At 60.7% G+C, this 11,978-nt stretch carries 12 protein-coding genes and 1 pseudogene; 6 read left to right on the forward strand and 7 right to left on the reverse strand.

The features are described from left to right. The first annotated feature begins 465 nt into the window (after positions 1–465). Positions 466–1,578 (forward strand): replication initiator protein A, encoded by a 1,113-nt coding sequence (locus tag SPYCW_RS18580; protein ID WP_232014952.1) that lies wholly within the window; start codon positions 466–468, stop codon positions 1,576–1,578. 8 nt (positions 1,579–1,586) lie between these two features. Beyond that, positions 1,587–2,096, forward strand: coding sequence for a hypothetical protein (locus SPYCW_RS18585; RefSeq protein WP_120218407.1), 510 nt, complete (start codon positions 1,587–1,589; stop codon positions 2,094–2,096). Positions 2,097–2,425: 329 nt separating this feature from the next. Here the strand turns inward: SPYCW_RS18585 and SPYCW_RS18590 are convergent, their stop codons facing one another. Next, positions 2,426–3,202: a hypothetical protein gene (locus SPYCW_RS18590; RefSeq protein WP_120218408.1), complete on the reverse strand. Its 777-nt coding sequence runs from the start codon at positions 3,200–3,202 to the stop codon at positions 2,426–2,428. After that, positions 3,202–4,119, reverse strand: coding sequence for an ArdC family protein (locus SPYCW_RS18595; protein WP_120218409.1), 918 nt, complete (start codon positions 4,117–4,119; stop codon positions 3,202–3,204). The genes SPYCW_RS18590 and SPYCW_RS18595 overlap by 1 nt, the downstream gene beginning before the upstream one ends. A 391-nt stretch (positions 4,120–4,510) precedes the next feature. Between SPYCW_RS18595 and SPYCW_RS18600 the strand changes: the two genes are divergently transcribed. Continuing rightward, positions 4,511–5,113, forward strand: a complete 603-nt coding sequence (locus SPYCW_RS18600; RefSeq protein WP_120218410.1) for a TetR/AcrR family transcriptional regulator — start codon at positions 4,511–4,513, stop codon at positions 5,111–5,113. 137 nt (positions 5,114–5,250) lie between these two features. Further along, positions 5,251–5,847, forward strand: coding sequence for a carboxymuconolactone decarboxylase family protein (locus tag SPYCW_RS18605; protein ID WP_120218430.1), 597 nt, complete (start codon positions 5,251–5,253; stop codon positions 5,845–5,847). A gap of 243 nt (positions 5,848–6,090) precedes the next feature. Here the strand turns inward: SPYCW_RS18605 and SPYCW_RS18610 are convergent, their stop codons facing one another. The 4 genes from SPYCW_RS18610 to SPYCW_RS18625 form a co-directional block, all read right to left on the reverse strand. Next, on the reverse strand, positions 6,091–6,660 hold the full coding sequence (locus SPYCW_RS18610; RefSeq protein WP_120218411.1) for a recombinase family protein: 570 nt from the start codon (positions 6,658–6,660) through the stop codon (positions 6,091–6,093). Continuing rightward, positions 6,657–7,043: a type II toxin-antitoxin system VapC family toxin gene (locus tag SPYCW_RS18615; protein ID WP_120218412.1), complete on the reverse strand. Its 387-nt coding sequence runs from the start codon at positions 7,041–7,043 to the stop codon at positions 6,657–6,659. Before SPYCW_RS18615 ends, SPYCW_RS18610 begins: the two co-directional genes overlap by 4 nt. A gap of 2 nt (positions 7,044–7,045) precedes the next feature. Beyond that, positions 7,046–7,303, reverse strand: coding sequence for an AbrB/MazE/SpoVT family DNA-binding domain-containing protein (locus tag SPYCW_RS18620; RefSeq protein ID WP_145986019.1), 258 nt, complete (start codon positions 7,301–7,303; stop codon positions 7,046–7,048). 353 nt (positions 7,304–7,656) lie between these two features. Continuing rightward, positions 7,657–8,421, reverse strand: a complete 765-nt coding sequence (locus SPYCW_RS18625) for an IS6 family transposase (RefSeq protein ID WP_006949122.1) — start codon at positions 8,419–8,421, stop codon at positions 7,657–7,659. A 66-nt stretch (positions 8,422–8,487) separates the two neighbouring features. On the opposite strand from SPYCW_RS18625, the pseudogene SPYCW_RS18630 reads away from it, so the two are divergent. Continuing rightward, a pseudogene (locus SPYCW_RS18630) lies at positions 8,488–9,789 on the forward strand (IS91-like element ISPps1 family transposase); the annotation flags it as partial. Positions 9,790–10,009: 220 nt separating this feature from the next. Here the strand turns inward: SPYCW_RS18630 and SPYCW_RS18635 are convergent. Next, the gene (locus SPYCW_RS18635; RefSeq protein ID WP_120218414.1) at positions 10,010–10,483 is read right to left on the reverse strand and encodes a DoxX family protein; all 474 of its coding nucleotides are present in this window, start codon (positions 10,481–10,483) and stop codon (positions 10,010–10,012) included. 271 nt (positions 10,484–10,754) lie between these two features. On the opposite strand from SPYCW_RS18635, the gene SPYCW_RS18640 reads away from it, so the two are divergent. Then, complete coding sequence (locus SPYCW_RS18640; RefSeq protein WP_120216113.1) at positions 10,755–11,813, forward strand: IS5 family transposase; 1,059 nt, start codon at positions 10,755–10,757, stop codon at positions 11,811–11,813. Positions 11,814–11,978 lie beyond the last annotated feature (165 nt).

Consider the following 11,978-nt stretch of genomic DNA (forward strand, 5'->3'; position numbering starts at 1 on the left):
TCGCTGGCGCTGGCGAATTAAAGGCTGGCGGTGCCACAAGTCGCCGCCGTAGGCGGCGCTACTCAAAGCGCCAGACGGGCGTAGCCCGGCTGTCCGCTTCTCCCTTCCGTTGTTTCGTCATTCCATAATTGGCCCAAGTTATCCACAGGGCGAGCCAGTGTGTTGAATCTTGTTAGAGGTAGGTGTTAAGGGATTCCGGAAAATCGCTAAGCGCATGAAATCGCGGCGCAAAACGGCCTTAAAGCGGCTTCGCTTGAATCTGGTATGACGATAGCCTGAATCCAGAGTGACGAAGCTCTGTAAACGCTGTGACGATCCGATGATCGGGCGTTCAAGTTCCCTCGGGTGTAAACGAAATGACGAAACTCGGCATTCTGTAAATGAAATGACGAAAGCCCGCTTGCGTATATGAAATGACGAATCTAAGCTCCGATATATGAAATGACGAACAGGGGCGAGTCGGACATGATCGAGGGGCAGGCGGCGAGGGTGGAGCAAGAGGGCGAAGCGGTAGACCGCAAGCCCCTGCTGCCTGTCCGTCACCCCAATCAGGACCTCTTCATCTGCGACGTTCTCGACGCCATTCCTAAGGATGACATGGCGTCGATGGAGCACCCCGTTTTCTCTCTCGCCACCAAGCCTGACAAGGCGGTGCGCCGGTATGAGCACAGGGGCACGGTCGTCGATATCGTGCCCTCGGGCCTTGGCCTGGCGACGATCCACGACAAGGACGTGCTGATCTACTGCATCTCGCAGCTGGTGGCGAAGATGAACAAGGGCGAAGAGCCTGCGCGCAAGGTTAAGCTCCATGCCTATGACCTTCTGGTTGCCACCAACCGCCAGACGAGCGGGGAGGGCTATCGGCTGCTGGCCGATGCGCTCACGCGGCTGCGCGGCACCACGATCCGCACCAACATCAAGACGGGCGGGCAGGAAGAAACCCGCGTCTTCGGCCTGATCGAGGAAGCGAGCATCAGCCGCAAGACGTTTGACGGGCGGATGCAGGATATCGAAATCACGTTGTCGGAATGGGTCTATCGCTCGGTCATCAGCAAGAACGTGCTGACGCTCAACCGCGACTATTTCCGTCTTCGCAAGCCGCTGGAGCGGCGCATGTATGAGCTGGCCCGCAAGCATTGCGGCCAGCAGGATGAATGGTCGATCGGGCTGGAGCTTTTGCAAAAGAAGTGCGGCGCGAGCAGCCCGCTCAACGTGTTTCGCCAGCTGGTGAAGAAAATTTGCGCCAAGGATGCTGAGCACCAGCATTTCCCCGACTATGCGGTGACGTTCGGCGACAATGACAAGGTGACGTTTCGCAACCGCTCGGCCTATCTGATCGAGGCCGCGCACGAGGATGACGAAAAGCCCTTTGTCGATCCTGAAACCTTCCACGACGCGCGCACGGCCGCACCTGGCTATGACGTCTATGCGCTCTATGAGCAGTGGGCGGAGTTCTGGCGCGACAGCGGCAAGCCCGAGCTGAAAAACGCCTCGGCCGCGTTCATCGGCTTCTGCCGCAAGCGCGCGCAAAAGCGCCCGCTCGATCAGCGGCGCGGCGCCTACGACGACGATTATTGAGGCCGCGCATGTGGCCGGGCAGCGTCATCGAGCTTGATGACTGGAGCGAGTTCGCTAGCGAATTGCGCGGCGCGCTTGCTGCGATCGGCCATGACGGCCTCGTGCTGATCCGCAACTTCATGCTCGCGACCTGCGATGTTGACGATGAGATGAGGCCAACCGGCGAGACGGACCGGCTCGCCCAGGTGCTGCGCACCGGCACCGATCGCGACGGCAAAAGCTCGATGTGGAATGCCCCAGGGCATGACTTCGAGCATGACCTGACGCCGAGCGGCAAAACGCCCGCAGATATCATCTACGCCTATGTCGCAGAGCTGACCGAGACGGAGTATCGCGTCCACTATCTGCCCGAGGGCGAGCCGGAAGAGTGGGATCTGACGGATCAGCTGACCGAGTTTGAGGGCGTGCTGGTCTATGACGCGGCCAAGCTCGATCGCGTGGCCAAGAACGAGCATTGGTTTCGTGGTGATCCGCGCGACGCGCTGCTGGCGGTGTTCAAGCTGCGCGAGGAAGTCTAGCGCCGCTGGCGCGGCGCCTCCGATGAGTGCGGGCGGGGCGGGGGAGGCGGGCTCATGGTGAGGGAGCGGATATCCTCGGCCTGTTCGCGCCAGGGCGCGAGCACGGCGGCATTGAACGTCTCGGTGAGATACTGATCGAATCGCAAGCACAACCCCTCGCTTGGCCGTCCTCTTTTCATTCTACCGTGAATTGCCCGCCAGCGGCGGGCGGATCGCGGGAATCCTTGCTCTTCAAGCCTTTCCGCCGCGACCAACGGGAGCGGCGCGGGGGTGGTGTGGGCGGGACTCAATACCTTGCCGCCCCGATCGGGGCGGCGCGATCTTGGCGGTCAGAACGCGAAAGCGCCCTGACCGCTGGCTGTGGTGAAGGTGTCGCTGTCGCCTGCGGCGTAGCGGGTGCGGCCTTGCTCCGTCCAGTGCAGGAAGCCTGAACGGTCATAGGCGAACCAGCCATCCTCGATGCCGTGGATCAGCGCCCATGCGAGCATGGGGGCGGGTAGGGCAGGATGGTTGATCGGCCAGTATTCAGCGCCTTTGTCGGGCTTGCAGGGCAGGGGGCGTGACAGCGCCAGAATGACCGCGCGGCGGCTCTCGGGCTCGGCCTCGTCGATCGCCGCCATGATTTGCCGCGCTTCCTGCGTGGTGATGTGTCCCATGCGCTTGGCCTCATGGTGGGAATAGGTGAGGCCATAGGCGACGGCGCGGGCGATATCGTGATCGGTCGTGAACTGGCGGGTGTCGAGCAGGGCTTGCCAGTGATCCGATGATATCAGGTCGACGGCGTGCCACCATTGGGCGGTGTCGCGCTTGCTATAGCCGTGCTCGTTGGGTGCGCCCTCGCGGTCGAGGGTGATCCCGAGCTTTTCCTCGATGATCGCGACGAAGGGATGATCGGCAAGGGCAGGGTGCAACAGGCCGATATGGACTCCGTCCTCGTGCTCGCTCGTCTCGATCGGAAAGCGGAACATGCGCGAGGGGAGATTCCACGGCGGCGGCAAGTCGGCGGGGCAGGGGACAGACAGCCCGCCATTGATGCGCAACAGATACTCGTTGGTGACGAAGCCCTGACGGATCAGGGCTTCGCTCGTGGTGGTGGAGGTCGTCATTATGCGGCCTCCTTCATGTCGGTGGGGGTGGCGATCTGGTGAAGGTAGGCGACAGCGCGCTCGGCGTGGGCTGCGGCCTGAACGATCGCGCGTTTGTCGTTCTCGAGCACCTGAATCCAGCTGCCGATATAGGCGGCATGATCGGGGCGCGGTTCGATCGCGATGCCAAGGTCGGCGGCGAGAAAGGCCGCGCCAAGTTCGGCGACAAGCTCCTCGCGGGCGTAGCCTTCATCGCCCCACGTCTTGCGGCCGAAAGAGCGGTCGAGGCGGCTTTCGTGGCGCGTCCAGTGGATCGTCTCATGCCCGCGCGTGGCATAGTAGCCCTCGGGGTCGTGGAAGGCCTCAAAGGGCGGGAGCTGGATGCGATCGTCGCTGACGTTGTAGTAAGCCTGATTGCCGCCGTGGCGCACCTCGGCGGGGATGGCTGCAAAGAACGCTTCGGCAGTGTCGATGCGGGGAAACGGCAGGGCAGGGGGGTCGATCGGCTGCGGTGCAAAGCGCTCGGGCAAGCCGTCGATCTGCTCCACGTTGAACACGGTGTAGGATTTCAGGAAGCGGAAACCCTCTTCGCGCTCCTCGCCTGTCTGCTCGTCCTGCTTGGTCTTGGTGCTGCTGCCGCAATAGACGACGGGTGCGCCACGCTCGCCCTTGCGCACCTGTGCGCCAAGGCTCTGGGCTTGGCGGTAGGTCATCCATGTGGGGGATGCGAAGCCGCTGGCGACTGCCTCCATCCAAAGCAAGATGACGTTGATCCCGCGATAGGGTTCACCTGATGCTCGCAGGGGACGGGTCACACGCCCTGCGAGGGCGTCACTGCTCCAAGGCTTGAGCCACGGGCGCACGCCTTGATTCAGCTCGGCCAAAATGCGCTCGGTGATGCGGGTATGTGGGTCTTGGGGTTTGTCGGGCTTGGTCATGGTTTTCCTCCTTCTGATCCGCGCAGCGGGTCATGCGCCGCGCATGACCCCTGCCGACCCGGCGAGGGGCGGAGAGGGAGGGGGGCCAAGGCCTTGTGCCGCTGGGTGGTGCGGGCGCAGCCGCAGGCGAGCCACGGCCAGCAAAGAAGGCCTTGCGGGGGAGGGAGAGGCAGAGCCTTCTTCCTTCCCGCTATCTGCGAAGTGAAAGCGCGCCGGCGCCGCCGGCGGTCCTCAGGCGCGGCCAGGGGCCGCCGCCACAGCGTCAGGGATCGTCACCCGTATGGGCGGAAACCGCGTGCGGGTTTCGTCGCGCCAGCGATAGAGCGTGGCCCGAAGGGGACGCCAGATCATCGAACTTGCGATTTATGGACTGACGTTCATAATAAAGAATATGACCGGTGTTTCTCCTGGCCGCCCACGCAAGTTTGACCAAGCTGCCGCGTTAGAGCGTGCGATGTATGCGTTCTGGCAAGGTGGCTATCAGGCAACGAGCTATGATGATCTCGAACGCGTCACTGGACTGCGACGGCAGAGCCTCATCTACGCTTTCGGTGACAAGCGAGAGATGTTCGATAAAGTCGTCGATCACTACGTGAAAGCGCGAATAGAAGCTCTAGTGAACACGTTGGAGACCCATGATCATACAGCGCTTGAGCGGTTGCGCCTCGCATTCGATCAATGGATTGCAGACGCTGACGAGAAAGATCGGCGGGGTTGCCTTGTCGTCAATTCAATCGCCGAAATTGGGGCTCGCGATCCAAAGCTCGCGGGTCGTCTTGAGGCTGCGGTTGAGCGATTGCGCGAAGGCTTCAAGCGATGCCTATCTGCGGGTCAGGACGATGGCACCGTTCGCAGCGACGTAGATCCCGGCGCCATGGCCGCGCTTATGGTCGCCGCCGGCGACGGGTCAATGCTCCACTCGCGCGTAGCGACTGATCCCAAGGATATGTCCGAGGCTTTAGCTCTCCTCCTCCGCCTTGTGAGCGCCCGCTAAACCGTCTCGAGCGACCGCTGGCAGCTGGCTTGCCCCATTTTACAGATCGTCTTGGGTCCCCAAGCTCGTCCCTTATTGCCTATTTATGGATGTTCATCCATAATTGTCTATCCGAACAATCAATCGAGGAGTTTGTGATGGCCTTTCCCCTTCATGACGAAACCACAGCCCCAGAAGCGGCGCGTGCGCACCTGGAAGCAACCAAGCGAAGTTTTGGGATGATCCCTAATCTTGAGCGAGTGATGGCGAGCGCCCCAGCACTCCTTGCCACCTACAGCTTCGGATGGGAGGCTTTCGACCGGACGTCGCTCTCGCCTGTTGAGCGCCAAGTTGTGTATCAGACGGCGAACTTCGAGAACGAGTGCAACTATTGCGTTCCTTGGCATACCCTGCTGGCCAAGCAAGCTGGGGCTGATGCTGAGACGGTCGAGGCACTGCGTCGGGGCTCTCGCCTCTCCAACCCGCGGCACGAGGCGCTCCGTCAGTTTACCCGGACACTCATCCTCAATCGCGGCAAGGCGAGCGCCGCCGACTTAGATGACTTCTTGAAGGCTGGGTTTTCGGACCAGCAGGCGCTGGAGGTGGTGCTCGGAATAGCGATCAAGACGATGAGCAATTTCACCAACTCGATCGCCGGCACCCCCCTTGACTCGCAGGTGACGCGGCTCGCCTGGGAGAAACCGCTCGCGGGTACTGACGCTCACGCAACAGAGCGGGACCTGGTGGAATATTGATCAGGGCAGCGGGCACAAGGCGCGGCGTTAGCGGGCTTGGGCCATCAACTGGCCAGCAACCCATCCAACACTTTCTCGGATGAGCGCTTCAGGCGGAAGCGCCGCAGCACCGCTGTAATGGGGGTATGTCGTGCGAATCGCAAAGACGATCGCGTCGGTTTCGTCCTCCGACACACCGAGTCCGTCATTGAGGGCAGAGCGTTGATGGTACGCTAAACAACGCTAAGCGCGAACAAATCGAGTTCAAGTGGATCGTTTGATCCCGAGACGGCGCATTTCCCGGTAGACCGTCGATCGTCCGATGCCAAGCTGGCGGGCTGCTTCTGTAGGGCTGACCTGCGCTTCTATCAGTTTGAGAGCGGCATCTACTTTTTTCATATCAAGCGGTTGTCGGCCCGGCCGTTTACCCTTGGCGCGCGCTGCGGCAATACCATCCTTGGTCCGCTCGGAAATCAGGCGCCGCTCGAAGTGGGCGATTGCCCCAAACACATGAAAGATAAGTTCGCCAGCGGCCGAGGATGTATCAATCTTTTCCTCAAGGCTCAAAAGGGCGATGCCTTGGCCCCGCAACGTCTCGACTATGGCGAGCAATTCGGCAAGCGAGCGCCCAAGCCGATCAAGGCGGACCACCGCCAGAGTGTCGCCCTTACGGGCATAAGCTATCAGTTCGGCCAAACCGGGCCGCTCCATGCTCTTGCCCGACATAACGTCGGTGAAAACCTTGATGGCGCCGACTTCTTTCAGGCGCATTATTTGGCCCGCTACGTCCTGATCGCCAGTGCTGACCCGTGCGTAACCAAGTATCACGGTCATCGAATGATCTGGATTGTCAGTCCAGCCACAACGATCTTGCCCCAGGCCTGATCCGCTGTAAGCGCAGGCGAGCCTTGCGCCATTGCCAGAGCCATGCATGTGCGATCGCCGAGCCCGCTGCCATATTGTTTGGTGGCAAGGTACAGGCCCGCTGCTGCCGTAGCATCCTGTGGCCCATGCGGACGGATATCCAGATGCAATGCATCGAGAAGTTCGATTGCGGCTTCCATTGGAATGCCCCGCCGAAGAAGTTCCTTGATCACCTCCTGAAAGTTGACTGCGGAGATGATCCCGTTTCCGATATGGCTTGCGACAATATCCGCGCCGGGCTCATCGCGCAGCAGTGCCAGAATGGCCGAGGCATCAAACACCACTGATGCCATGCTCAGACCCCGTCTTCGCGGGCAGCCTCGGCTCTGCGTTCGGCGATGAAGTCATCAACCGTGAAATCGCTGGCCGCGTACTTGCGATAGAGGTCCTGAGCACGCTTGATGCTCTGGTCGAGGGAGGTGAGTTTCACCTCACCGTTCTCGAGGGAAAACACCACGGTTCCACCATCGGACATGCCAAGGGCTTCGCGCACCACTTTTGGTAGGACCAGACGGCCATTGTGAGCCATCTTCGCGTCAAACGCTTTGCCCATTTTCTGCCTCATTAATGAAATGTGCCACAAGTAATCCTATGCCAAATGTCGTGATCGTGGTCTAGGCGAAATAAGGCTGTCGGCCCGATACCTGCATACGTCCACAGAACGACCGTTCCATGGACAGGAGCAACGAGCGGGTGCTGCGCCCTCCAAATCCGTCCACAGACTAAGTCTCTTTACTCGCGTCTGTCTATAGGCTCGACTGGCGTTTTGTGGACGGGGATTCGCAATGGCGCGGCGCAAACATGAACTTCTGACCGAGACCGAGCGCGAGCAACTGATCGGCATCCCCCGCGACGGCTCTGTTGCAAACATGGGGCACGGCCGCGCGGCGTCACCCAGTTGGGGGATTAGGCAGCATTGGCGAAATGCTTATTGAGCATAATCATGGTTTCGGTCAGGGCCGAGGGTCCAATTCCGAATGCTCTTTCAACCAGGCGCACCTCCCCCATGATACCTGGCTGCAGGCACCATGCCTGGGCCTGTCCTTTGCGTAGGGCGCGCATGACCTCGAAGCCCTTGATCGTGGCGTAGGCCGTTGGCATCGACTTGAAGCCACGTACCGGCTTGATCAGCATCTTCAGCTTGCCGTGGTCGGCCTCGAGCACGTTGTTCAGATATTTCACCTGCCGGTGCTCGGTTTCCGCCGCCAGTTTGCCTTCGCGTTTCAGCTCAGCGATTGCTGCGCCGTAGCTGGGTGCCTTGTCGGTATTGAGTTTGGCCGGCTTTTCCCAGTCCTTCAGGCCACGAAGAGCTTTGCCCAGAAAGCGCTTCGCCGCTTTGGCGCTGCGTGTCGATGACAGATAGAAATCAATCGTGTCGCCCCGTTTGTCGACCGCCCGGTACAGGTAGGTCCATTTGCCCCGCACCTTTACGTAGGTCTCATCCAGACGCCAGCTCGGATCAAAGCCGCGCCGCCAGAACCAGCGGAGACGCTTCTCCATCTCCGGCGCGTAGCGCTGCACCCAGCGATAGATCGTCGTATGATCGACATCGATCCCACGCTCGGACAGCATTTCCTCGAGATCACGGTAGCTGATGCCGTATCGACAATACCAGCGCACCGCCCATAGGATGACCTCGCCGGTAAAATGCCGTCCTTTGAAATCGTTCATCGCAACTGACCTTGACAGTACATGAGCCCAATCTTGGAAACCGTGTCAGAGTTTGCAACAGAGCCCTTTGTAGCCTTCTCCTGCAAAGGCCGGGGAGTCTGCCCCTCGTGCACCACGCGGCGGATGGTGGAGACGGCGGCACACCTGAGCGACCACGTTTTCCCCCGCCTGCCGGTGCGCCAGTGGGTGCTCTCCGTGCCCAAGAGGTTGCGGTACTTCATGCAACGCGACGGAGCGGTGCTGAGCATGGTGCTGCGCATCTTTCTGCGGGTGATCGCACAAACTCTGCAGACCCACAGCCCCGGTGCGGCCCATATGGACAAGGCAGGCCTGCACATCGGTGCCATCGCCTTCATTCACCGATTCGGCTCCAGCCTCAATGAACACGTCCACTTCCACGTTTGTGTGGTGGACGGGGTGTTTGAGGAAGTGGAGGGCGAGGGCGATGCTGATGCGACCCCTCGAATCTCATCGCCGGGTGTCATCTTTCACGCGGCCACCGGCATCGATGCGGCTACCGTGGCCCCAGTGCAGACCACACTGCAAAAACGCATCCTGCGCGCCTTCGTTGCTCGGGGCCTGCTGGAGAACTGTGACGCCAAAGACATGCTGGGCTACAAACACAGCGGCTTCTCGGTGGACGCCGGTGTCTGCATCGAAGCCCACGACCGCGCTGCGCTGGAGCGGCTGCTGCGCTATTGCGCGCGTCCACCGTTTTCCATGGAGCGCCTACGCAAAGAGGGAAGCAAACTGGTGTACCGCTGTGCCAAACAGCGCAGCGAGCCCACCAGTGACAAGCGTGGTGCCAAGGCAGATGAGCTGCACCTCACACCGCTGGAACTGATCGACCGCATCGCCGCGCTGGTGCCACCGCCACGCACCCACCGGCACCGCTACTTTGGTGTGCTGGCACCAAACTCGCCGCTGAGAGCGGCGGTAACGGCGCTGGCTCAGCCTGCTGCGTCGCAACCAGCCACGGTGGAGACTGCACAACCTGGCGCGGGCGTACCTGGGGTGGCGGCGCCGGGCAACGCGGCCACACCCACACCCGAACCTGAAGCACGCCCGAAGCGAGCGGCGCATTACTTGTGGGCGGTGCTGATTGCCCGCATCTACGAGGCATTTCCGCTGCTGTGCCCCATGTGCGGTGGGCAGATGCGCATCATTGCCTTCATCACCCACAGCGCCGAAATCCGCCACATCCTGAACCACATCGGGGTGGAGTCTGCCCCCCCGCACATCACCCCGGCACGCGGGCCACCGCTGTGGGAGGGCTGCGACGCGCCGGTGGATGATGGTGCGCAAGGCGAGCCGGATTGGGATCTGGCAGCTCAACCCGACGAGGTAGACCAGCGCGTCAATTGGTGACCCAGTGAAGCGGCGGTATCCATCGCTGCGGGGAAGCAGCTGCGCGCGCGCCAGGCCCAAATGCATACTGCCTCCCAAGCTCTTGCCATTGAGCGGCAAGCGAGCGCTCAACCTTCCTTGGCCGAACGTGTTTCGAGGCCCAAAACTCGTGCCATACTTGGCCTCATGCGGTTGAATTTCCTATCCGTTGTAGCGAAGTAGGTTCGGCTTGAACGAATTGTTAGGCCCCGCTGCTCTTACGTGCTAGCCATCGATCTACCGACCAAGCGCCCGCACCTCCACTCATCATCACAATCGCGAGCAAACCGGCAATGTATAGCAAGTTGACCTCGAAGCCAGGTGGGCCAAACTGCGGACCAGCGGCCGTCAAACCGACGGTGTTGACGGAGCTAAAACCGTACTTCCAGTGCACTCCAAACATGGCGACGAGATTTATGGCAATAAGTGGAATGCTTACGAGCGTGACCCATGATCCGACCATGATTGCCAAGCCGCCGAAAATTTCAACGAGCGTTACCACCCAAGCCACGATCTCCGGTAAAGGAACGTCCATCCATTCCAATACGCCAGCAAATTTATCTGGCCCACGGCTGAGCTTTGCCCAACCATGGACAATAAACCCATACCCAATGACTAGCCGCAACGCGAACGGCGCCCATTGGCTCCAGAGCTCTCTGTTTCGCACCGTAATCATTTCTACCTCCAATTGAATGCATCTTGATTGATTGCCCGCGAAGTTGCTTGCGGGGCCTAGCGCCAAGCTTCTACATGACTTAAGTCAGGACGTTTTTGTACACAATAATATTCCGTAGCTACAAGGGCTAACTTAGCTTTAAGTTGTGCGCATTATAAGCATTTATATCACTTTGTCAAAGGGGCACCTCGAAAAATGGGGCTTCCCTCGTGGCCTGAAATCGGATTCAGAGTTTGTCGCGCGGGGAGCGCGGTGACGAGGGGATTTTGAGATGGGTCAGCCTGGATTTTTCGACCTTGAGAACCGGTATGCGGGCCTGGACGCCCATGGTGATCCGCTGGTGGCGTTGGGGGCGGCGGTGCCGTTCGAGCTGTTCCGCCTGAAGCTGAAGGCCGCGCTGATCAAGGGCGGGCTGCGGCGCACGGATGCGGAGCGCAAGAGTGCGGCGGGCCGCAAGCCGTGGGACGAGGTGCTGATCTTCAAGGTGCTGGTGCTCCAGGCGCTGTACAACCTGTCGGACGAGGCGATGGAGTACCAGTTGCGCGACCGGCTGTCGTTCATGCGCTTTGTTGGGCTGGGCCTGGCGGACGCGGTGCCCGATGCCAAGACGCTATGGCTTTATCGTGAGGCGTTGGCGAAGGCGGGCGCGGTGGAGGAGCTGTTCGACCTGTTCGACGGCTACCTCAAGGCCAAAGGCTACCTGGCAATGGGCGGGCAGATCATCGACGCGACCATCGTTGCGGCACCACGCCAGCGCAACTCGCGCGATGACAACGCGAAGGTGAAGGCGGGCGAAACTCCCGAGGATTGGGAAAAGCAGCCCGCGAAGAACCGGCAGAAGGACAAGGATGCGCGCTGGACGAAGAAACACGGGCGCTCGCACTTCGGCTACAAGAACCATGTTTGCATCGATCGGCGGCACAAGCTGGTGCGCCGCTATGGCGTGACGAGCGCTTCGGTTCACGACAGCCAGAAGCTCGATGACCTGCTCGATCCCGCCAACACCGCCAGCACCGTATGGGCCGACAGCGCCTATCGCAGCAAGGAAACCGAGGAGAAGCTTGCCGCGCGCGGGTTTAAGAGCCGGATCCATCACCGGGGGCACCGCGGCAAGCCGCTCACCGCGCGGCAGGAAGCGGCGAATAAAACCCGTTCATCGGTACGGGCACGGGTCGAGCATGTGTTCGGCAACCAGCATACCAGCATGGGCGGCAAGCTGGTGCGGACCATCGGCATCGTCCGCGCAACGGCGAAGATCGGCATGCAGAACCTGGCTTATAATATGCGCCGTCTGGTCGTTCTCGAGAGAGGCACGCTCAGGGCCGCATAGTGCCTGAAATCCAAGATCCGAGCCGAAATCAGTCGGATCTAAGAGGAAATGACGCCCAATCAGGGCAGCGAACGAGATAAAATTGGCACCATCTACCGCCGGATACCTGCTATGCGGTCAGCGCCGGTCTAAAGCCGCATTCTTCGAGGTGCCCAAAGGTTTATT

The organism is Sphingopyxis sp. EG6 (assembly GCF_003609815.1).
In the GTDB taxonomy this organism is placed as follows: domain Bacteria; phylum Pseudomonadota; class Alphaproteobacteria; order Sphingomonadales; family Sphingomonadaceae; genus Sphingopyxis.

Excerpts from the sequence above, each read along its gene's own strand:
- SPYCW_RS18620 (WP_145986019.1), bottom strand. The coding sequence starts at position 7,303 with ATGGGCAAAGCGTTTGACGCGAAGATGGCTCACAATGGCCGTCTGGTC.
- SPYCW_RS18610 (WP_120218411.1), bottom strand. The coding sequence starts at position 6,660 with ATGACCGTGATACTTGGTTACGCACGGGTCAGCACTGGCGATCAGGAC.
- SPYCW_RS18605 (WP_120218430.1), top strand. The coding sequence starts at position 5,251 with ATGGCCTTTCCCCTTCATGACGAAACCACAGCCCCAGAAGCGGCGCGT.
- SPYCW_RS18600 (WP_120218410.1), top strand. The coding sequence starts at position 4,511 with ATGACCGGTGTTTCTCCTGGCCGCCCACGCAAGTTTGACCAAGCTGCC.
- SPYCW_RS18580 (WP_232014952.1), top strand. The coding sequence starts at position 466 with ATGATCGAGGGGCAGGCGGCGAGGGTGGAGCAAGAGGGCGAAGCGGTA.
- SPYCW_RS18635 (WP_120218414.1), bottom strand. The coding sequence starts at position 10,483 with ATGATTACGGTGCGAAACAGAGAGCTCTGGAGCCAATGGGCGCCGTTC.
- SPYCW_RS18625 (WP_006949122.1), bottom strand. The coding sequence starts at position 8,421 with ATGAACGATTTCAAAGGACGGCATTTTACCGGCGAGGTCATCCTATGG.
- SPYCW_RS18615 (WP_120218412.1), bottom strand. The coding sequence starts at position 7,043 with ATGGCATCAGTGGTGTTTGATGCCTCGGCCATTCTGGCACTGCTGCGC.
- SPYCW_RS18590 (WP_120218408.1), bottom strand. The coding sequence starts at position 3,202 with ATGACGACCTCCACCACCACGAGCGAAGCCCTGATCCGTCAGGGCTTC.
- SPYCW_RS18640 (WP_120216113.1), top strand. The coding sequence starts at position 10,755 with ATGGGTCAGCCTGGATTTTTCGACCTTGAGAACCGGTATGCGGGCCTG.
- SPYCW_RS18585 (WP_120218407.1), top strand. The coding sequence starts at position 1,587 with ATGTGGCCGGGCAGCGTCATCGAGCTTGATGACTGGAGCGAGTTCGCT.
- SPYCW_RS18595 (WP_120218409.1), bottom strand. The coding sequence starts at position 4,119 with ATGACCAAGCCCGACAAACCCCAAGACCCACATACCCGCATCACCGAG.